This is a genomic window from Nocardiopsis sp. NPDC050513, assembly GCF_044457925.1.
Lineage (GTDB): Bacteria > Actinomycetota > Actinomycetes > Streptosporangiales > Streptosporangiaceae > Nocardiopsis.
Window position 1 is genome coordinate 519247 of sequence record NZ_JBITHK010000004.1, and the last position, 20099, is coordinate 539345.

A 20099-nucleotide genomic window follows, 5' to 3' on the forward strand; every position below is an offset into this window, starting at 1 on the left:
TGCACGGGTACGCCGTCGCGGGGGCCCGTGCGTCCCCCGGCGCCTCCCGCTGACCGCTCCCGGTGGCCGGCCGCAACCGGGCGGGTGAAGTCGGGGGGGTCGGCCCGCCCGACTTCACCCCGTTAGTCCCCGGCCATCAGGGTGAAGGTGAACCCGGCCCTCGTCGTACGGCGCAGCGAGACGTCGCACTTGACCCGGCGCAGCACCTCGTTCCTGCTGAGGCCGAGCCCCCGAGCGATCAGCCGCTCCGGGCGCACCGGCACCGGATCGTCGAAGACGACCTCCACCCGGACCGGCCACGCCTGCTCGAGCCGTGCCGACGGGGTGTCCAGCCGCCAGGCTCCCGTCCAGTCCAGCCTGAAGCGGTTGCGTCGGGCGAACAGCGGATCCACCAGCATGGACGCCACCAGTTCCGGTTCGTTGCCGCGGTAGCCGTCGAGCTCGGCCGGATCGAGGGATCCGACCGGTACCCGCTCGCGCACGGTGAGCTTGCTCGTCCGATCGCAGGACACGCAGCGGACCAGAAGCCACACGTCCAGCAGCTTGCCGTTGGCGTTGACGCGGAACCTGCCCTCGCCGGCGGTGGCCGACTCCGACCGGCAGTCCACGCACCGCAACGACAACAGGGGCAGCCTGGTCCGGCGAACGACCCAGGACAGCACGCTATGAGGTTGTGAAGACATGATCTCTCTCGACCTGACACGAGGCCGATTGCGCGCGGCCTCGAACGCTGTTCGGCCGGGCGCGCGGGGCAGCCCGGCGGAGCCGACGGGAGGGTCGGCTTCACAGGTGAGCGGAAGAAGGTGTCAGGTCTACAGAGCGGGCGGGGTCACGCGGTCTCGTCCTCAGTCCTCACGGTGAAGGGGTCGCGGGCAACGTACGGGAACGCGGAGGGCGGGCTCAACCGGTTTTCCGGCCGAACCCCCGACCCGCACCGGGCGGCGCGGAGGAGATCGGACTGGGGGACTACTCGAAGACCGGCACGCCCTCCCGCACCAGGCGCCAGTTGACGGTGTGGAACTCCGCCGGGTCGATGGTCCCGCTCTCGGTGGCGAAGTCGATCAGCGCCTGGCGCACCTCCGCCTGGCGGTTGTAGACCACCGGCGCGTCGGCGATGTGCGGGAAGTTCCCGCCCCCGGACTGCCGGTAGTTGTTCACCGCCATCACGAACCGCTGGTCGTCGGCCACCTCCTGCCCGTTCAGCGTCAGCGACGTGATCCGCCCGCCCTCGGGGCGGGAGATGTCGATCTCGTACTCGAGCCCCGCGACCTGGTCGAAGTTGTAGTCCGGGGTGCCGCCCGCGTTGGTGATGGACTCGGGGTCGACCGCCTCGCCCGGGGCGACCCGGGCGAAGTACCGCGCCGAGTAGTCCAGGTAGTCGCGGACCTGCGCGCCCGTGAGCTCGCTGGCCAGCAGCGTGTTGTCGTAGATGTACAGACCGGCCATGTCGCGGATGGAGACGTCCCCGGCCGGGAAGACCGCCGACCGGCTGAACGGCGCGGCGATCGAGATGACCGGCAGGTCGCCCTCGGGGGTGCCCGCCAGGGCGGCGCGGACCGTCTCCATCTGCACGTGCTGGATGTAGTCCAGGATCGCGGTGTCCCGCCAGCACGCCTCGGCCGCGCTCAGCTCCTGCACCGACGTGGCGATGACCTGGTTGACGTAGGCCACCGTCGTGGCGTGCTGGGCGTCCACGGCCGCCACGATCCGCGGGTCCTCCTCCACGGTGTTGGCGTTGAGGGCCACCGCGCTCTTGGCGACCACCCGCCAGCGCCCCCGTTCGCGGCGCAGCGCCAGGTCCATCACCGACAGCCGCCGCCCCCAGTACGACGGCATCGACATGAGCACCCGCTCGCCCGTCACCCGGTTGGTCACGAACCGTTCCGGGACGTCCCGGTGGGCGTGTCCGAACAGGATCGCGTCGATCCCGGGCACCTGCTCCGCCACCATCGCCGACGCGTTCTCGACCGGCAGGCCGTCACCGTAGGAGGAGGCGCCGCTGTCGCCGGAATGGGCGCTGACCACGACGACGTCCGCGCCGCGCGCCCGCATGATCGGCACCCAGTGGGCCGCCGACTCGACCAGGTCGCGGAACTCCAGCTTGCCCTCGACGTGCCGGCGGTCCCACAGGATCGAACCGGGGTTGGTCAGCCCGAGCACCCCGACCACCAGCGGCATCCTCCCGCGCCTGTTCGTGCAGTCCACGTGCATGCGCTTGAGGACGTAGGGCCGGTAGGCGGGCTCGTCGGTCCCGTGGTGGACGGCGTTGGCGCCCAGGACCGGCGCGTCCATCTGCTCGATCCAGGCGGCCAGGTGGTCGATGCCGTAGTTGAACTCGTGGTTGCCCAGGGCCACCGCGTCGTATCCGACGGCGTTCATCGCGCGCGCCATCGGGTGGACCTCGCCGGTCTCGGTGAACGGCTCGACGGTGTTGTAGTACGTGGCCAGGGACGATCCCTGGATGGTGTCGCCGGAGTCGAACAGGAGCGTGTTCCTCCGGCCGCGCTCGGCGCGGATCCGCTCGATGAGGCTGGACGCCTTGGCGATGCCGATGTGGTCCCCGGCGGCGTTGGCGTACTCCGCGTCGCGGAAGTAGTCCCAGTTGAGGCAGTAGCCGTGCAGGTCCGAGGTGCCCATCACGGTGATGAGGGCGTCCCTGGCCGAGGAGGCGGCGGCGGTGTCGGGCCATCCGGCGACGGCCAGCGCGCTCGCGGCGCTCAGCGCGCCGATCGCGCCGCGTCGGGACAGGCGGGGGTCCTCGGCCATGGGGGCCACCTCCGGGGTGTGGGGGCTCGGAAGGCACCACGATAGTGAAACGCGGGTCGGCGGAGAAGCGTGCGTGTGTGAACGATCGGTGCACGTCGGTCGATGCCCGCCGAACACGTCGGAGGCGGTGCGGGCCCCGGGGCACTCGACGCGGACACGTCCCGGGGCGGTCTCCGGGTCGACGAGCGGTTCTTCCCACATGACCAGGACTTCGGCGGTCTGCGCGTCCACCAGACGCGGCTGGCGGGAGGCGACGCGTCCTCGGATTCCTACTGCTTCCGCTGACAGGGAGGGGCCCCGAGGGCGCGGATCGGGCCTGGGGCAAGGCTTCCCGACGTTCTCCCGCCCCCTAGCCTCATCCCATGCGTCCACTGCGAAACCGTCACGACGTCCTCCAGGGGAGTCCCCCCGAGGCCGGCCACGGGGTGCGTGCCCTCCTCACGGCCCGAGCCGCCGCCGACACCGGGGAGCCGCAGCACACGGCCCCCGCCCCCGCCCAGGTCCTCCTGGCCGTACCCCTGCTGCGCGTCGTCGGCCCGCCCGGTCGGCGCAGGGTCGTCGTGGGACAGGCACGCGTCACCGCGCGGGAGCACGCCGACGACGACGCGGAGGAGACCTCCGAGGACGGTGTCGACCCCCAGGTGACTCTGGTCCTGAACGCCGTCTGGCACGAGGCCCGCGGCTGGCACGCCGACCACGACGTCGCCCCCGAGGTCGACGACGAACTCGTCGCCGCGCTCGCCCGCCCGGCCCACCGGATCGGCGGTGACGCCAGGTCGGTGGCGGTGGACATGGGCAAGGCACTCGCGGAGGGATCACGCAACGCCGTCGCCCAGCTGCGCGCCCTGCGCTACGACCTGGAACGCCGCATCGCCGACGAACTCGCCGCCCGCTCCGACCAGCCCCTGCGCCCCCTTCTCGCCGCCGTCCTCGAACTCGCGACCGCGATGGGCCAGGCCCGCGACCAGGCGTCCGCGGCCCTGCGCGACGGCCTGTGGATCTGGCTGTGGGACGACACGGTCTACGACCACAACGGGCAGCACTCCGACACACGCGTCGACGCGGACACTCTCCCGGACTGGGCGTCCACCCACCGACTGGGCCTGCGACACTGCGAGGCGATGGCCCGCGAACTCGAGGAGGAGGTGTCCCGGCTGCACGCCCTGCTCGGCAGCATGTCGACCTTCGCGGTCGCTCAGAGCACCGACGCCCAGAACCGCTTCACGCTGCTCGTCGGGGTCGGAGCGGCCGTCATCGGCCTGCCCGCGCTGATCCTGGCCCTGTACGGGGCGGACGCCTACCTGCCTCTGGACTCCTTCGACCGCGCCTGGCGCGCACTGCTGCCCGTGGGGGCCACCGCGTTGGCCGCCGCCGCGGCGGCGATCCGGTGGATGCCCGGGACCGCGCGGCCGCATCACTACGCGGTCGCGGCGGTCGCGGTGGCGGCCGTGCTGGTGATGCTGCTGGTCGCCGGAGCCCTCACCCCCGGGTGACGGGGCGGGGGCGCCGGTCCGAGCCGGACCGGCGCTACCCGCTCTCCCCGGAGCGCGCCGGCTTCGCCTCCCCGCCCAGGACGAGGTCGAGCAGGCCGGGGAAGCGGGCCTCCAGGTCGGCGCGGCGCAGTGCGAGGTAGAGCCTGCGCCCGTCGCGTCGCTGGCGGATCACCCCGCTCTCACGCAGGGCCCGCCAGTGGTGGGTCATGCTCGACTTGGGCACGTCGGGCATGATCTCGCCGCAGAACCTCTCCTCGCCCGAGGCGAGTTCCCGGACGATGCCCATGCGGACGGGGTGTCCCAGGGCGGCGAGCACGTCGACGAGTTCGATCTCTCCGGCTGCGGGATGGTGCGTAACGGCCACGGGGCAACTGTACGCGATGTTCGTACAACGCTGCCGCCCCGAGTTGACAAGCCCTCCACAACCGTACGAAGATTCCGCACCGTCCGACAGTACGAAGATTCCGTACATACGAACTTGGAGGATTCCCATGACCGCGCGTTCCGACGCACCGCTGGACGACGCCGCCCTCGCACGCTCGCTCGACGGGGACTTCACCAGCCACCACGCCGACGTCAACGGCACCCGCCTGCACTACGTCGAGGGCGGGAGCGGCCAGCCGCTCGTCCTCCTGGGCGGATGGCCGCAGACCTGGTGGCAGTGGCACAAGGTCATGCCCGCGCTCGCCCGCCGCCACCGGGTGATCGCCGTCGACCTGCGCGGCATGGGCGGCTCCGCCAAGCCCGCCGACGGCTACGACAAGAAGACCATGGCCGACGACATCCACGCTCTCGTCCGCCACCTGGGACTGGACGCCGTCAGCGTGGCGGGCCACGACATCGGCGCGATGGTCGCCCACGCCTTCGCCGCCAACCACCCCGAGGCCACGGCCAGGGTCGCCCTCCTCGACGTCCCCCACCCGGACGCGGGGTGGTCCTCCTTCAGCCTGCTCCCCGCTCCCGACCAGCACGTGGACTCCGACATCGAGGCCGGGGCGCGCATCTACCTGTGGTGGTTCGCCTTCAACCAGGTCAGGGGCCTTCCCGAGCAGCTGCTCGAAGGACGTGCCCGGCTCCTGATCGACTGGCTCTTCGACTACCTCGCCAAGGACCCGGCCAGCGTCGACGAGCACTCCCGGAGGGTCTACGCCCGGGCCTACGACGGCGCCGACGCCATCCGTGCGGGCAACGCCTGGTACCAGGCCTTCAACCAGGACATCGCGGACGAGGCCGCCTACGGACCGCTCACCGTGCCGCTCCTGGCTCTGGGCGGGGACGAGAGCAACCACGCCGTCCTGCGTGACGTGATGCCCTCCAAGGGCGCCGACGTCACCGTGACCGAGATCCGCGCGTCCGGCCACTACCTCCCAGAGGAACAGCCCGACGCCGTCGTCGAGGCCCTGACCGACTTCCTCGGCTGAGGCGGGCGGCCGCGGCGCGCCGCCGGGTCACCCGCCCCGCCGTTCGAGCAGCTCCTTGAGGCGGGCCAGGTCCCTGGTGTTGGCGCGGCGCATCGCGGCCGCCATGACCGGCGCCGTGACCCTGGCGAACCCGCTCGGCTCACCCCGGTTGCGCAGGGTCATCCTGGTGCGGTCCGCGCCCTCCGGGGTCCAGGTGTAGGCCGTCTCCATCGGGAAGGGCCCCTGCGCCGTGCGCATCACCAGCCGCTCGCCGGGCACCAGCTCGACCACCTCGTAGGTGTACGCCAGCCGCCTGCCGAGGAAGTGGGCGACGAACGCGAGCCGCGAGCCGACCGCGACCGGGGGCGGGGTCCGCCACTCGACCGACTCGATGTTGGCGTACCACTCCGGGGCGTTGGCGGGGTCGGCCGCGTACGCGGCGACGGCCGCCCGCGGCCGGTCGATCACCGTCTCGGTCCGCACGTCCACCACGTCGGTGTCCCCTTTCGGCGGAGGCCAGGCCCAACGCCCCCAACCTACTGCGCCGACACGTCGTCTCCCCGCAGGCCACCGCCCGAACGCGGCGCGCGCCGCCGCGCGCGTACCCGCCCGAACACGACCGCCCCGCCGATCGCCAGGAGGAGACCGTAGATGCTCAGGCTGATCCCGCTGTCGACGAGGACCGAGACGTCGCCCTGTCCCACGGCCAACGCACGGCGCAGCTGCACCTCCGCCACGGGGCCCAGGATGACCGCGATCAGGACGGGGGCCAGCGGGATGCCGTAGCGGCGCATCATCAGCCCGACCAGGCTCAACACGAGCATCAGCCACAGGTCGGCCATCGAGGATGCCGCCGCGTAGACGCCCAGGGCCGCGAACACCGTGATTCCCGCGTACAGGTAGGGCGTGGGGATCAACAGGAGTCTCGACCACAGCGGTGCGAACGGCAGGTTGAGTGCGAGCAGCATCACGCTGCCGATGAACAGGCTGGCCAGCAGGGCCCACACCAGGTCACCGTTGCGCTCGAAGAGCAGCGGTCCGGGCTGCATGCCGTACTGCTGGAAGGCCGCCAGCATGATCGCGGCGGTCGCGGAGGTGGGAAGTCCCAGACCGAGGAGGGTGCCCATCGACGTGCCGGCGCTCGCGCTGGCGGCGGCCTCCGGGGCGGCCACACCCTCGATCGCCCCCTTTCCGAACTCGTCGGCGCGGCCCCCGCGCCGGGCACGCCGGGCCGAGAGCCTGCGCTCGGTCCCGTAGGCCAGGAAGGTGGGGATCTCCGCCCCTCCCGCCGGGATCGCCCCGAACGGCAGCCCGAACGCGGTGCCGCGCAGCCAGGCCGGGGCGGCACGTCGGAGGTCGGACGAACCCAGCCAGGGCGTCCCGGCCCGTCCCAGCGCGCCCCCGACCCCCTGGCCGGCGTGGGCGGTGGCGGCCACGTACAGCACCTCGCCCACCGCCAGCAGCGCCACGGTGACGGTGATGACGCTGAACCCCTCGAAGAGCTCGGGCACGCCCAGGGTGAAGCGCTCCGCCCCGCTCAGGCTGTCGATGCCCACCAGGGAGATTGCCAGCCCGATGCCCAGCGCCACCAGGCCGCGCACCGCCGAATGCGACACGACGGAGGAGATCGCGACGAAGGCGAACACCGTGAGAGCGAAGTACTCGGCCGGACCGAACCTCAGTGCCAGCTCGACGATGGCCGGAGAGAAGAACGCCACCACCGTCGTCGCCAGGAGCGCACCGACGAACGCGCCGCACGCCGCCGTGGCCAGCGCCTGCGGGGCCCGCCCGCGCCGGGCCATCCGGTGGCCCTCGACCGCGGTGGCGATCGCCGAACCCTGCCCGGGCGTGTTCAGCAGGATCGCGGCCGTGGAGTCACCGAACATCCCCCCGTAGTAGACCCCCGCGAACATGATGAACGCTCCCGTGGGGTCGAGGTGGAAGGTGACCGGCAGCAGCAGCGCCACCGCCATCGCGGACCCCAGGCCCGGCACCACTCCGACCGCCGTACCCAGCATGACGCCCAGGAACGCCCAGAACAGGTTGTCCGGGGCCAGGGCGTTGGCGAAGCCCGCCATCAGCGGGTCGAGCACGTCCATTCAGAGAATGCCTCCAAGGATTCCGGACGGCAGGCTCAGGCCCAGCCCCGCGACGAAGGCGAGCTGGATGACCGAGGAGAACACCAGGGAGAGCACGGCGTCGAAGAGAAGGCGGCGGCTGCCCATCGCGTAGGACACGCCGTAGAACACGAACGCCGCGGACAGCAGCCAGCCCACCGGCTGGAGCAGCAGGATGAACACCGTCAGCGAGCCGACCACGATCCCGACGGTCCGCCAGTCGACGCGCATGCCGGCGTGGACGTCCTGGGCCGCGCCGTCCCCCGCCTCCGCCCGTGCGCCCGGGGCGCGGGCCGGGCGCCGCAGGACCTGGAACGCCAGAGCGACACCTGTGCCGGCCATGAAGATCGCGACGAGCGTGGGGAAGAAGCGGGGACCCGGGGGCTGGGTTCCCGGAGGTACGGGCATGGCGGCGGTCCGCACCGCGATGTAGCCGGCGATCACGAGGACCAGTCCGGCGACGAGAAGCTCGCTGCGCCCCCGCCAGCGGGAGCGGCGTGCGGTCCCGGAGGCCGGCGACGCGTCGGCTCCGGGACCGGCGGGACCCTCGCTCATGACAACCCCAGTTCCTCGGTGATGGCGGTGATGCGCTCGGTCTCGACGGCGATGAACTCCTCGAACGCCGCGCCGGTCTGGAAGGTGTCGTCCCAGCGGTTGCGCGCCAGGGTGTCCGCCCACTGGGGCGTGTCGTGCATCTCGGTCACGATCGCGGTCAGCTCGGCCCGCTCCGCCCCGGTGATGCCCGGCGGGGCCACGACTCCGCGCCAGTTCGGCAGCACCGCGTCGACGCCCTGCTCGGCCAGGGTGGGCACGTCGACGCCGTCGACGCGCTCGCGCGCCGAGACGCCCAGGGCTCGGACGTTCCCGGCGGCGATCTGGTCGCTGAACTCGTTGTAGCCGCTGATGCCGACGTCGACGCTTCCCGAGAGCAGAGAGGTCAGCGCCTGGCCGCCGCCGGAGAAGGGGATGTAGTTGACCTCCCGCGGGTCGATCCCGACGTCGCCCGCCACCATCCCGGCCAGAAGGTGGTCGGTTCCGCCCAGGGAGCCGCCGCCGACCGCCATCGCTCCGGGGTCCGACCGCCATGCCTCGACCAGGTCGCCCATGTCCTGGTACGGAGAGTCCTCGCGCACCACGATCACCTCGTAGTCGTCGGCGAGCCGGGCGATGGGGGTGACGTCCTCCAGGCTGTGTGAGGAGTCGTTGACGACGATGCCGCCGATCATCACGGTCCCGGTCACCAGCAGCAGGTTGGACCGGCCCTCCTGGCGCACGGTCTGGGCCAGGCCGATGGTCCCGCCCGCGCCGGGGACGTTCACCACCTGGCTGTTGGCCACGATCCCGCCCTCGCGGAGGGCGTTCTGCGACTCGCGCCCCACCAGGTCCCAACCGCCGCCGGGCGCGGCGGGCACGATGATCGTCAGCCTGCTGCGCATGGCCTCCGACGCGTCGTCGCCGGTCGTCGCCGCGTTGAACACGGCGGCTCCGACGACGGCGGTCGCGGCGAGCGCGCCGACGACGCGCAGGAGGCGCTGCAGGCTCATGAGGTGGCTCTCTTCCGTGGCCGCGCGGGCGAGTCACGGTGCCGGATCGCGGCTGGAGCGTGGCACCACACTACCAATCTGTGGCGCGTTTCACCCTCATGAACACTACGAGAACTAGTTCCCTCTACGGCCACAACGTTTACCCGCCCGCAACGCGGGGGCCATGCTCGAAGAGCAAGCACGAGTGAGACCGGTCACCGGTGGTCGGGGGCGTACGACACAGGCCGCCGCGACGAACGGGATCGGTCCGCACCCCAAAGGAACGGCGCGATGTCCTTCACCGCCAAGGCCGCTCTGGCCGCACGCACCACCGTCGGGGACCCTGCTGCGGAGGCCCCTGGCGGGGTGTCAGATCTCACCGTCCACATCGGCGCCGGGCGCGACGCGCCCGCCAGGGCCCGTCGCGATGTCAAACACTTCCTGCGCCACCCGGGGCACGCCGATCTGGCCGACGCCGCTGTCCTCGTCGTCAGCGAACTCGTCACGAACGCCGTCGAACACGGTCGGCCGCCCGTGCGCGTGAACCTGACCTGGGTGGATGACGGCGCCCACTCCACCCTGCGCCTGGACGTCCACGACCAAGGCCGCATCGCTTCGTACCCGGCCGCGGAGCACGCCGACGACGACGCCGAGTCCGGCCGCGGCCTGTTCATCGTCGACCACCTCGCCGTCCGGTGGGGACTGACCCAGGACCCCGTCCACGGCACCCACGCCTGGGCGGAGATCATGGCCGTCGCGGACGAACGCTGAGCCGACGGTCCGCGTCGTCCACAGGCCGCGCGTGGGCGTGGGCACCCGGCCATCGGCCGCGATACGGTGACGAATATGGGTAACACACCGACCAGGCCGTCCACCTCGGCCGAGGACTACGTGAAGGTCATCTACGACCTCCAGGAGCGCGGCACCGGCCCGGTGACCATCTCCGGAATGGCCGAGCGGCTGTCGGTGTCCAACTCGTCCGTGTCGGGGATGCTCCGCAAGCTCAACGAGCTCGGCTTCGTCGAGCACCAGCGGTACGGGGCGGTGAGCCTCACCGAGGCCGGGACCAAGGCGGCGTTGTCGGTGCTGCGGCGGCACCGGCTACTGGAGACCTACCTGGTGGCCGAGCTCGGCTACTCCTGGGACGAGGTGCACGACGAGGCCGAGATCCTCGAACACGTCGTCTCGGACAAGTTCGTCGACCGCATCGCCGCCCACCTGGGCGACCCGGTGGTGGATCCGCACGGCGACCCGATCCCCACCCGGGACGGCGACATCGTCGAACGCGAGTCTGTGCTGCTGTCGGACGCCGAGGAGGGCACGCGCGGGGCCATCGTCCGGGTCAACGACAACGACCCCGACCTGCTGCGCTACCTGGCCGACATCGACATCGGCATCGGGATGTCCGTCGAGGTGGTGGAGCGCCAGCCGTTCGCCGGGTCGATCCAGATCACCGTGCGCCCCGGCGAGGAGCTGCCCGAGCGCTCCCAGGCCCTCGGCCTGGTGGCGGCCGAGGCGTTGTGGATCTCCCCGGACGCCAAGTAGGGATGTGCGCACCGACCGCCGACGCGGCGGGAGGGCCCGTCTGACGCACGGGCGCCGACGGGAGCCCGTTCCGGTGCTCCGCGGGCGCACCCGGCCCGTTCATGAGGCCAGCGCGCTGTCGAGCATGTCCACGAGTTCCTCGGCGGCGGCCGACGTGTCGTAGTCGGGGTCGGTGAGCTGTTCGGCCACGATCGCGTCGATCGCACCGCCGGCGATGATCGCGAGGGTCCGCGCGTCGCGCTCGGTGCGCGCGCCGCGGGCACGTCGCGCCGTGTCGATCAGCTCCGCCAGCGGGCCCCACCGCTCGGCCGGGTCGTACCTCTCATCGCCATGGGCCATGGCCTCGGTGATCATGCGCGTCTGGCGCGGGTGCTCGCGCAGGTATCCGACCATCGCGCGGACGTAGGCGGTCGGAGCCCCCTCGGATCCGGCGGCCCCGACCGCCGCCGCCACATGCTCGATCAGCGCGGACAGGACGTGCTCGCGCGCCGCCCGGACCACGGCGTTCTTCGTCGGGAAGTGGTACAGCACAGCCGCCTTGGTGATGCCCGCCCGCTCGGCGATCCCGGACAGTGAGGCTCCGGCGTAGCCACGGTCCGCCACCAGTGCGACGGTCGCCTCGATCAGTTGTGCGCGGCGGGCGCGCTCGGTCAGGGTCAGCTCGCCCGGCGTCTTCTTCGCTCTTGCCATGACCAAAATTCTACCGTACGGTCAAATTACTTACCAATCGGTTAGAGGATGTCATGGGCACACCAGACCACACTCCCGCGCGTCGGCCGGGGCGCCGACCGCTCGTCATCGTCGCGGCCTCCGGCGCCGCCGCCGTACTGGCCGCGCTGGCCCTGCGCCCGGCGGCGCCGGTGGGCCACTGGAACAGCGCGGAGGGACGCGACCAGTTCGCGCAGGTGTACGCCGACGCCTTCGCCGACCTGCCCGAACCCGACGCGGCGTTCGACGTGCGCACGGACTTCGGCATCGTCCGCGCGTACCGCTTCGCCGGGTCGGGCGACGCATCGGCGCCGCTCGTACTGCTGCCGGGGCGCGCCTCCGCCAGCCCGGTGTGGGCGGGCAATCTCCCCTCACTCCTGGAGGTCGGCGACGTCTACACGATCGACCTGCTGGGCGAGCCCGGCATGAGCGTCCAGGACCGGCCGATCGAGGACGAGAACGACCAGGCGCTCTGGCTGCACCAGGCGCTCGCCGGTCTGCCGGAGGAGGGGTTCCACGTGGTGGGGCTGTCGATCGGCGGCTGGGCCGCGGCCAACCTCGCCGTCCGACAGCCCGAGCTGGTCGAGAGCGTCACGGTGATCGACCCGGTGTACGTCTTCGCGGACATGCCGCCGAACACGATCCTGCGCTCCCTCCCGGCCGCCGTGCCCTGGCTGCCGAGCTCCTGGCGCGACGGCTTCAACTCCTGGACCGCGGGCGGCGCGCCGGTCGAGGACGTCCCGGTCGCGGACATGATCGAGGCGGGGATGCGGCACTACACCCTGCGCCTGCCCCAGCCGACCCGGATCAGCGAGGAGCGGCTCGAACGGCTCGACATGCCCGTCCTGGCGATCATCGCGGGTGACTCCGTGATGCACGACGCCGAGTCGGCCGCGGCGACCGCCGAACGCGTCCTGCCCGACGGCACCGTTCGCCTCTACGACGACGCCTCGCACGCGATCAACGGGGAGCACCCGGAGGAGATCGCGTCCGACATCGCCGCCCTGGTCGGCGGCGGCTGAACGGAGCCGCGGGCGCCGGGCGCCCAGGGGGATACCGCACACCGACTGGTATCAGTGATAACAGATCCTTGCTAGCGACTTGACACTATCGATGGAATCAATACGCTGTTATCAGCGGAAACACCGAGGGGTGTCAGCCGTCGAGCAAGGGGGATACGCATGTCGTTCCACGGGAAGGTCGCCCTGGTGACCGGCTCCTCCAAGGGGCTGGGCAAGGGCATCGCCCTACGCCTGGCCCGCCAGGGAGCCAGGGTCGTCATCAACTACAACAAGGACGAGGAGGCGGCCAAGGCGACGCTCGCCGAGGTGGCGGCGGCCGGTGGCGAGGCCGTTGCCGTCCAGGCCGACGTGTCCGACGTCGAGGAGATCGAACGGCTCTTCCAGGACGCCGAGGCCGCCTTCGGCAGGGTCGACATCGTGGTGGCCAACGCCGGGATCGAGAAGGTCAACATCCCGGTGGTGGAGACCACCGAGGAGGACTTCGACCTGCTCATGCGGGTCAACACCAAGGGGCCCTTCTTCGTGCTGCGGGCCGCCGCACGGCACGTCGCCGACCACGGCCGCATCATCAACGTCGCCTCCAGCTCCACCGTCCGCCCCCAGGTCGGCCTGGGGCTGTACGGCACCAGCAAGAGCGCGCCCAAGTACCTCGTGCGGGTGCTGGCGCTGGAGTTGGCCCACCGGGGCATCACCGTCAACTCGCTGGTGCCCGGACCCGTCGACGGCGCGGGCATCTTCACCGGCGTCAGCGACGAGGAGCCGTACAAGAAGGCCCTCATCGACTCCATCCCGCTCGGCCGGATGGCCACCCCGGAGGACGTCGCCGACGTGGCCGAGTTCCTGGCCAGCGACAAGTCCTTCTTCGTCACCGGCGAGGAGCTGCTCATGAACGGCGCGTCCAGCAACTGACCGCCGCCCCGAGCACCGCACAGTCACACCACCACCCACGTAGTACAGGGAAGAACACCATGAGAGCCGTTCAGGCGACCACACCCAACGGTGCGTTCACCGTCACCGACGTCCCCACGCCCGTGCCCGGGCCCGGCCAGGTCCGCGTGCGCGTGCACGCCTGCGGGGTCTGCGGCGGGGACACCATCGCCCGCGCCGGGCTGCTCGGCGTCCGGCTGCCCCGGATCCCCGGGCACGAGATCGCCGGTGTCGTCGACGCCGTCGGCGACGGCGTGAGCGCGTGGAACCCGGGCGACCGGGTCGGCGTGGGCTGGCACGGCGGGCACTGCTTCACCTGCGACGCCTGCCGCGCGGGCGACTTCGTCAACTGCGTCGACCGCCGCATCGTCGGGGTGCACTCCGACGGCGGGTACGCCGAGTACACCGTCGTGCCCCAGCACGTGCTGGCCCGTGTGCCGGACGCGCTCACCCTGGAGCAGGCCGCGCCGCTGATGTGCGCCGGGATCACCACGTTCAACGCGCTGCGCCACGGCGGCGCCCGCCCCGGCGACACCGTCGCGATCCAGGGCATCGGCGGCCTGGGCCACCTGGGCATCCAGTACGCCCACCGGATGGGCTTCCGTACCGTGGCCGTCAACCGCGGCACGGCCAAGGAGCGGATCGCCCGGGAGCTGGGCGCGCACGAGTACGTCGACAGCACCCGGGGCAGCGTGGGCGAGGCGCTCACCCGGTTGGGCGGGGCGGTCTTCGTGCTCTCCACGGTGGGCGACAGCCGGGCGCAGGGCGACCTGGTCCAGGGGCTGGCCCCGAACGGCCGTCTGGTCGTGGTGGCCTCCGAGCACACGCCGATCCCGGTCGGGCCGGACCCGCTGGTGTTCGGCCGCCGCTCGGTCGGCGGCTGGTACAGCGGCCACGCCAAGGACAGCGAGGACGCGATGGACTTCGCCGCGCTGACCGGAGTGCGCCCGATCGTCCAGACCTACCCGCTGGAAGCGGCCGAGACCGCCTACCAGTCCATGGGCAAGGCGCGCTACCGCGGCGTCCTGACCATGTAGTCCACACGCCGAACAGCGCCCGGTGGGGCGGCCGTCGCGACGGCCGCCCCACCGGGCCTCGCGCATTCCTACTGGTCAGACACCCAGTGCCGGCAGGATCGCCTGGTCGACGATGGCCTCGATGTAGTCGTCGTCGGGCATCTCCATGGCGTCGAGCGCGCGCTTGAGCAGGAGCGCCTCCCCGATGTCCACGACAACGGGCGTGAGCTTGGCCGGGTCGACCCGCCCGTGCTCGGCGTAGTGCGTCAGCACGGTGCGGGTGAACCGCCCGCCGCGCACGTCGAACACCTCCTCGTACAGGCGTCTGTGCAGCTCGGGCCGACGCCGGGCGGCCTCCAGGACCGACCCCACCGCCGCGCCCAGATCCGGCCTGGACATCATCTCGTCACGCATCAGGCGCAGCGCCCGAACGAGGTCTCCGCGCAGGTCGTCGGCGGTGGGGGAGGGCTCCTCCACCGGGTAGACGCGGTACAGCGCGGCCAACAGCACGTCCTCTGGCGACGACCAGCGGCGGTAGAGCGAGGTCTTCGCGGTCCCGGCGCGACGCGCGATGCCCTCCATGGTGAGGCCCTCGAACCCCACCTCCGCCGTCTCGGAGATGACGGCAGCGAAGATCGCGTTCAGCAGGTCCTCACCCCGGCGGCGCGTGGCGCGCGGAGCCGCGTCCCCCTTCGTGTCCTCCGACGCTGGCCGGTCCCGGTCACCCATGCGGACTCTCCTTCTTAGAAACGCTCGTGTAGCTTACACTTCGAAGTTGAGATACGCTTCCGTATCTAAAGCGCACGTGTGCCTTCCGTGCGCCCACCCCCTCGTCCGGAAAGGCCGCCATGCCCGACCCCACCGCCGTCGACTCCGCGTCGCCTCCGGGCGGAGCGCCCCGGTCCGGCTCCGCCCGCTCCCTCGCCCCCGACCTGGCCCGTGGCCTGATGCTGCTGGTCATCGCCACCGTCCACGCCCACCTGTTCCGCTTCGCCGCCGACGGGTCGTCCTCGTTCACCCTCGACGGGCCGTTGGACACCGCCGTCACCGCCGCCATGGCGCTGTTCGCGGAGAACCGCGGCTACCCGATGTTCGCGGCGCTCTTCGGATACGGACTGACCTGGATCTACCTGCGCCGAGCCGCCGAGGGGCGGGAGTGGCCGTGGGTGCGCCGACTGCTGCGCCGTCGCGGGCGGTGGATGGTCGCCATCGGCCTGGCGCACACCGTGCTGATCTTCTTCGGCGACATCATCGCGGTTTACGGACTGATCGCACTGCTGTTCACCGCCGCGCTGCGGTTCACCGACCGACGGCTGCTCACGCACGCGTTCGCGTGGATGGCGGTGGGAAGCCTGGTGTACGCGTTCGTCAACACCGCCGTGTTCTCCGCGTTCGCCGAGCAGGGGGCGGCGGCCGGGCCGGCGACCCCGTTGACGGACCTCGTCGGCCGCGTCGTCTCCTGGGCGGTGCTGGGGCCGCTGCTCGTCGCGATCTCGGTCTTCCCGTTCATGATCGGTGTGTGGGCGGCCCGACGTCGGCTGTTGGAGGAGCCCGACCGTCACCGCTCGCTGCTGCGCCGCATCGCCGCGTTCGGCATCACGGCCGCCGTGCTCGGCGGGATCCCGCAGGCGCTGATCAACATCGAGGTCTGGAACGCGCCCGCCGCCGCGGAGCCGTGGGTGTTCTGGCTGCACCTGCTGGCGGGCTACTTCGGCGGGTTCGGCTACGCGGCGCTGACCGCGCTCGTCGCCGGCCGGTTGGGGGAACGGCGCGGACCGATCGTCACCGCCCTCGCCGCGACCGGCCGCCGCTCCATGACCTGCTACCTGCTGCAGTCGGTGGCGTGGGCGGTGCTCATGCCGACCTACGCGCTCGGAGTCATGGGCTCCCTCTCCGACGCCCAGGCGGTGGGGGTCGGCGTCGCCGTGTGGCTGGCGACCGTGGTCGTCGCGGACCTCCTGCGACGGGCCGGTGACCGCCAGGGCCCCGCCGAGTGGGTGCTGCGGCGCCTCACCTACGGCCGGACCTGACCTCCCGAACCCGGGGTGACGGTGTCCGCCAGGGCCGGTCACCCCGGCCGGCCGCGCCACCGGGCACGGATGCCGCACCGGCCCGAGGCCCTAGGCTGCTTGCGCCTCGGCGGGATCAGCCGAGATTCGACTCAGGCAGGAGACCCCCCTTGGACATCGTGTTGCTGGTGCCCCTGGTGCGCCGCGACATCGGGACCCGGAACTCATGGCTGGTCGCCATCGCGACCTTCCTGGCCCTCGCCGCCGGGTGGCTGCTCGCGCTCTACGGAGCGGTGCTGGGCCTGATCGCCGCCGTCCTGGCGTACGCGGTGGCACGCTCCCGGATCGGTGCTGTCAGGGCACTGCTCGCCGCGGGTGGCTCCTACCTGGTCGTCATCCTCGGCTCCACTGTTCTCCTCTACGCCAGCCTCGAGACCATTTGACTGCTCCTCTCCCTGAAGGGAAGGGGATTCTTCATCACCCTTCCCGCCATGGGATGCGCGGGGATTCCTGGCTCAGGCCGCCCGAACGCCCAGCGGACGTCCGGGTCCTACGCCCTCGACACCAGCCGGGGCCAGACCCGCCCGGACCAACACCACACGCGCGGAGTTCTTGTCCCGAGGACGCGAAACCCCGCACGCGGTGCACGTGTAGGTTCTCTCCGACAACGGCAGGCGATGCTTGGCTCTCGCACCACAGTCGCCGCAGTCCATCGTCGTCAACGCCGCACACACCAGGCGCACGTCCCGGCCGTGCTTGCGACCCATCTCCACCAGAGCCCGCTTCGTCGCCCCGATCGCCGCGTCCGCCGCCTTGCGCGCCATCGAGGACCTGGCGAGGAACTTCGGCTTGAAGTCCTCCACCGCGATCGCGTCATGGTCACGCACGACCTTCTTCGCCCACTTGCGGGCGGTGTCCTGGCGCTGCCGGGCGACCTTCGCATGCGCCCTGGCCGCCCGCTTCCTCGCCCTCAGGTAGCCCTTCGACGCCTTGCGCCCTTCGGGTGGCCTGCGGCGGGCCGTCATCCGCTGGTACCGGGACAGCCTGGCCTGAGCCCTCCTGCCGTGTTCAGCGTGCGGCAGGTCGTAGGCGTCCGAGGTGGTGGTCGCGGTCTCGGCCACGCCCCAGTCCACGCCGATCACCCGCCCCGTGGAGGGCAGGGTCCCGGCCCGGGCCGGGACCACGAACGAGCAGTACCAGTGGCCCAGAGCGTCGCGGTACACCCGCACGCTCGACGGGACGTCGGGCAACGGGCGCGACCACACCACCGTCAAGGAGATGCCACCGGCCAGGCGCAACCGCCCGTTGCTGAGACGGAACCCGCGCCGGGTGTAGTTCAACGTCACGGAAGCCTGGTGCTTCTTCTTGAAGCGGGGCATCCCGGCCCGCTGACGGACCGGCACCCGGTTCTTGACGTCCTTGAGCGCCTTGGCGCGGGCTGTGCCGAAGTCGCGGACCGTCTGCTGCTGGGGCACCGACCCGCCCTCGCGCAGCCACCCCCGGGCCGCACGCCACCCGGTCAACAGCTTGTCCAGCCGGGCCGGGCCGCGCTCCTGTCCGGCCTGGTGCGCGGCGCGGGATTCGGCGACGCACTGGTTCCACACCCACCGGCACCGATCCCACTCGCGCGACAGCGCTTGGCGGGCGGTGGACGACACACGCAGCCGGAAGGTGTACCGGGCATACCCGGCTTCCTGGCCTGTGTGCGGTGGTGTCGTCACGATCCGCAAACTAGCGGAGGGCGCCGACAGGCAGGGACTATCCCCATACGATGTGAGACAGCTCACTCCCGTGGGCTTGGTCGTCACCACGGCCTGATGTGGGAGGCTCCGATTCCTCCCCGGCCTGAAGGCCGGCGCATCCTCGGAGGAAACTGGTGACTCCGGCGCTTGCCTTCGAGCGCGCTCGAAGGCCTAGCGTGCGGGGCATGGACACAGCAGCTGACACGAAGACGTGGATCGTCACCGGCGCGACCGCGGGGCTCGGCCTCGCCCTGGCCGAGGCGGCCCTCGCCAACGGCGAGAGGGTCGTCGGCACGGCGCGAAGGGCCGACCGGTTCGGCGCGCTCGAGGAGCGGTACGGCGACCGCCTGCTCGCGGTCGAGCACGACGTCCGCGACACCGACGGCGCGGCGGCGGTGGTGGACCGGGCCCTGGAGAGGTTCGGGCGGGTCGACGTGCTCGTCAACAACGCGGGCGCCGGGCAGGTCGGCGCCGCGGAGGAGGTCACCGACCAGCAACTGCGCGACATGCTCGCCCAGCACCTGTTCGGCCCGGCCGCCTATGTCCGCGCGGCGCTGCCGCACATGCGCGAGGCGGGTTCGGGTGCGATCGTGCAGATGAGCAGCCAGGGCGGGCGGATGTCGTTTCCTGCGGTCGGGAGCTACTCCGCGGGCAAGTTCGCCCTGGAGGGGTGGTCGGAGGCTCTCGCGGGCGAGGTCGCACCGTTCGGCGTCCGGGTCCTGATCGTCGAGCCCAGCCGCTTCCGGACCGAGTTCAACGCGGACGGCGTGCTGCGCGCCGCCGACCGGAGTCCGGTGTACGACGGGGTGATCGCCGCGGTGCGGGCCGACATGCGCGGCGCCGACGGCGCGCAGGAGGGCGACCCCGGTCGCGCGGCGGTGGCGATCCGGCAGATGGTCGACGAGCCGGAGGCGCCGCTGCGGCTTCCGCTCGGGGCCGAGGCCGTCCGCAATCTCACGAGGGTGTACCGGCGCGGCCTGGACGATCTCCAGACCTGGGCCGCGGTCAGCGCTTCGGCTGACTTTCCCGACGCGGCACCCTCCGTCCGGGCGTTCGACCGGGTTTAGGGTGGGACCATGTCCACGGATGCGCTGATCACGCGGTTGCTCGACACGCCTGGTGATACCGGCGACTCCGTCGTCGAGGCGCTGCACGGGCTCCTGGACGACGCGGCGATCGACGCCGCCTCCGCGACGCCCCTCGGTGTCGCCGAGGCGGCGCGGCTCGTCGGCCTGTCGCCGCACACGCTCAGGTACTACGAGCAGGAAGGCCTCGTCCGACCGGGACGCGACGCGTCCGGGCACCGCGCGTACTCCGCGTTCGACCTGCGCCGGCTCGTGTTCCTCACCAGGATGCGTCTGTCCGGGATGACCATGCACGACCTCAGGAGGTACATCGCGCTGGTCGGGCAAGGGGATTCGACCATCCCCGAACGCCGCCGGATCATGCTCGACCAGCGGGAGCGTATACGGCGGCGACTGCGCGAACTCGCACTCGCGCTGGAGACCACCGAGTACAAGCTGGACACGTACGGAGGCCACCCCGACGGTTGACGCGGGGCCGGCCTCCTCCCGCCGGGTGGCGGCGCTTGCGGACGCGTCCCGCGGGTCGGTCGAATCGACTCCGGGGATTTTCCGGATTCGTCCTTTTCGTCGTCCCGCCATGCACCCGGCAACGGTTCACGGGTATTCGGAAAAGGCACCGGACCTTTTCGGGCAGTCGATTCCTGTGGGATTTCGAGATTCGCCGCCCCCGTCCCGTCACGTTCGGTAACGTCCCCGTCGTGCCAACCATCGAACACGAGTTCCTGGTCGAACTCTTCCAGAACGAA

General features: G+C 71.7%; 22 protein-coding genes. 12 read left to right on the top strand and 10 right to left on the bottom strand.

From position 1 onward, the window contains the following. Positions 1 to 122 precede the first annotated feature (122 nt). Complete coding sequence (locus ACIBFB_RS10190; RefSeq protein WP_397228383.1) at positions 123 to 662, bottom strand: DUF1062 domain-containing protein; 540 nt, start codon at positions 660 to 662, stop codon at positions 123 to 125. A gap of 304 nt (positions 663 to 966) precedes the next feature. Next, positions 967 to 2766, bottom strand: a complete 1800-nt coding sequence (locus tag ACIBFB_RS10195; protein WP_397228385.1) for a bifunctional metallophosphatase/5'-nucleotidase — start codon at positions 2764 to 2766, stop codon at positions 967 to 969. A 102-nt stretch (positions 2767 to 2868) separates the two neighbouring features. Here ACIBFB_RS10195 and ACIBFB_RS10200 point away from each other — a divergent pair, with 102 nt between their 5' ends. Next, positions 2869 to 3051, top strand: coding sequence for a selenium-binding protein SBP56-related protein (locus ACIBFB_RS10200; protein ID WP_397228387.1), 183 nt, complete (start codon positions 2869 to 2871; stop codon positions 3049 to 3051). A gap of 77 nt (positions 3052 to 3128) precedes the next feature. Further along, positions 3129 to 4259, top strand: coding sequence for a hypothetical protein (locus tag ACIBFB_RS10205; protein WP_397228389.1), 1131 nt, complete (start codon positions 3129 to 3131; stop codon positions 4257 to 4259). Between the two features lie 34 nt (positions 4260 to 4293). Here ACIBFB_RS10205 and ACIBFB_RS10210 read toward each other — a convergent pair whose 3' ends face one another. Continuing rightward, a complete protein-coding gene (locus ACIBFB_RS10210) occupies positions 4294 to 4623 on the bottom strand; it encodes an ArsR/SmtB family transcription factor (protein ID WP_397228391.1) in 330 nt (109 codons plus the stop codon). 127 nt (positions 4624 to 4750) lie between these two features. Between ACIBFB_RS10210 and ACIBFB_RS10215 the strand changes: the two genes are divergently transcribed. Continuing rightward, entirely contained in the window at positions 4751 to 5680 is a 930-nt protein-coding gene (locus ACIBFB_RS10215) for an alpha/beta fold hydrolase (RefSeq protein ID WP_397228393.1), read from the top strand. A 27-nt stretch (positions 5681 to 5707) separates the two neighbouring features. Here ACIBFB_RS10215 and ACIBFB_RS10220 read toward each other — a convergent pair whose 3' ends face one another. From ACIBFB_RS10220 to ACIBFB_RS10235, 4 genes are read right to left on the bottom strand one after another with little or no spacing between them, the layout of a single operon-like run. Further along, positions 5708 to 6151, bottom strand: a complete 444-nt coding sequence (locus tag ACIBFB_RS10220) for an SRPBCC family protein (RefSeq protein ID WP_397228395.1) — start codon at positions 6149 to 6151, stop codon at positions 5708 to 5710. A 44-nt stretch (positions 6152 to 6195) separates the two neighbouring features. Continuing rightward, positions 6196 to 7758, bottom strand: a complete 1563-nt coding sequence (locus tag ACIBFB_RS10225; protein ID WP_397228397.1) for a tripartite tricarboxylate transporter permease — start codon at positions 7756 to 7758, stop codon at positions 6196 to 6198. Further along, positions 7759 to 8331 carry a tripartite tricarboxylate transporter TctB family protein gene (locus ACIBFB_RS10230; RefSeq protein ID WP_397228399.1) on the bottom strand — a complete coding sequence of 191 codons (573 nt, stop codon included), beginning with the start codon at positions 8329 to 8331 and terminating at the stop codon, positions 7759 to 7761. Further along, entirely contained in the window at positions 8328 to 9320 is a 993-nt protein-coding gene (locus ACIBFB_RS10235) for a Bug family tripartite tricarboxylate transporter substrate binding protein (RefSeq protein ID WP_397228401.1), read from the bottom strand. Before ACIBFB_RS10235 ends, ACIBFB_RS10230 begins: the two co-directional genes overlap by 4 nt. 270 nt (positions 9321 to 9590) lie before the next feature. Between ACIBFB_RS10235 and ACIBFB_RS10240 the strand changes: the two genes are divergently transcribed. Both ACIBFB_RS10240 and ACIBFB_RS10245 read left to right on the top strand, forming a co-directional pair. Next, positions 9591 to 10070, top strand: a complete 480-nt coding sequence (locus ACIBFB_RS10240; protein WP_397228403.1) for an ATP-binding protein — start codon at positions 9591 to 9593, stop codon at positions 10068 to 10070. 75 nt (positions 10071 to 10145) lie between these two features. Next, positions 10146 to 10844 carry a metal-dependent transcriptional regulator gene (locus ACIBFB_RS10245; protein ID WP_397228405.1) on the top strand — a complete coding sequence of 233 codons (699 nt, stop codon included), beginning with the start codon at positions 10146 to 10148 and terminating at the stop codon, positions 10842 to 10844. 99 nt (positions 10845 to 10943) lie between these two features. Here the strand turns inward: ACIBFB_RS10245 and ACIBFB_RS10250 are convergent, their stop codons facing one another. Then, on the bottom strand, positions 10944 to 11534 hold the full coding sequence (locus tag ACIBFB_RS10250; protein ID WP_397228407.1) for a TetR/AcrR family transcriptional regulator: 591 nt from the start codon (positions 11532 to 11534) through the stop codon (positions 10944 to 10946). 53 nt (positions 11535 to 11587) lie between these two features. Between ACIBFB_RS10250 and ACIBFB_RS10255 the strand changes: the two genes are divergently transcribed. The 3 genes from ACIBFB_RS10255 to ACIBFB_RS10265 all read left to right on the top strand — a co-directional run bounded on the left by ACIBFB_RS10255 (position 11588) and on the right by ACIBFB_RS10265 (position 14538). After that, on the top strand, positions 11588 to 12574 hold the full coding sequence (locus ACIBFB_RS10255) for an alpha/beta fold hydrolase (protein ID WP_397228409.1): 987 nt from the start codon (positions 11588 to 11590) through the stop codon (positions 12572 to 12574). A gap of 159 nt (positions 12575 to 12733) precedes the next feature. Then, positions 12734 to 13483 carry an SDR family NAD(P)-dependent oxidoreductase gene (locus tag ACIBFB_RS10260; RefSeq protein ID WP_397228411.1) on the top strand — a complete coding sequence of 250 codons (750 nt, stop codon included), beginning with the start codon at positions 12734 to 12736 and terminating at the stop codon, positions 13481 to 13483. A gap of 59 nt (positions 13484 to 13542) precedes the next feature. After that, positions 13543 to 14538 (top strand): alcohol dehydrogenase catalytic domain-containing protein, encoded by a 996-nt coding sequence (locus ACIBFB_RS10265; RefSeq protein WP_397228413.1) that lies wholly within the window; start codon positions 13543 to 13545, stop codon positions 14536 to 14538. A 75-nt stretch (positions 14539 to 14613) separates the two neighbouring features. Here ACIBFB_RS10265 and ACIBFB_RS10270 read toward each other — a convergent pair whose 3' ends face one another. After that, positions 14614 to 15246 (bottom strand): TetR/AcrR family transcriptional regulator, encoded by a 633-nt coding sequence (locus ACIBFB_RS10270; RefSeq protein WP_397228415.1) that lies wholly within the window; start codon positions 15244 to 15246, stop codon positions 14614 to 14616. 119 nt (positions 15247 to 15365) lie between these two features. Here ACIBFB_RS10270 and ACIBFB_RS10275 point away from each other — a divergent pair, with 119 nt between their 5' ends. Both ACIBFB_RS10275 and ACIBFB_RS10280 read left to right on the top strand, forming a co-directional pair. Then, complete coding sequence (locus ACIBFB_RS10275) at positions 15366 to 16547, top strand: DUF418 domain-containing protein (RefSeq protein ID WP_397228417.1); 1182 nt, start codon at positions 15366 to 15368, stop codon at positions 16545 to 16547. A 149-nt stretch (positions 16548 to 16696) separates the two neighbouring features. Beyond that, positions 16697 to 16969 (top strand): hypothetical protein, encoded by a 273-nt coding sequence (locus tag ACIBFB_RS10280; protein ID WP_397228419.1) that lies wholly within the window; start codon positions 16697 to 16699, stop codon positions 16967 to 16969. Between the two features lie 72 nt (positions 16970 to 17041). Here the strand turns inward: ACIBFB_RS10280 and ACIBFB_RS10285 are convergent, their stop codons facing one another. Next, the gene (locus tag ACIBFB_RS10285; protein ID WP_397228421.1) at positions 17042 to 18247 is read right to left on the bottom strand and encodes an RNA-guided endonuclease InsQ/TnpB family protein; all 1206 of its coding nucleotides are present in this window, start codon (positions 18245 to 18247) and stop codon (positions 17042 to 17044) included. 206 nt (positions 18248 to 18453) lie between these two features. Here ACIBFB_RS10285 and ACIBFB_RS10290 point away from each other — a divergent pair, with 206 nt between their 5' ends. Together ACIBFB_RS10290 and ACIBFB_RS10295 are read left to right on the top strand one after the other, a co-directional pair. After that, positions 18454 to 19335, top strand: coding sequence for an SDR family NAD(P)-dependent oxidoreductase (locus ACIBFB_RS10290; protein ID WP_397228423.1), 882 nt, complete (start codon positions 18454 to 18456; stop codon positions 19333 to 19335). A 9-nt stretch (positions 19336 to 19344) separates the two neighbouring features. Continuing rightward, positions 19345 to 19821, top strand: a complete 477-nt coding sequence (locus ACIBFB_RS10295) for a MerR family transcriptional regulator (RefSeq protein ID WP_397228425.1) — start codon at positions 19345 to 19347, stop codon at positions 19819 to 19821. Positions 19822 to 20099 lie beyond the last annotated feature (278 nt).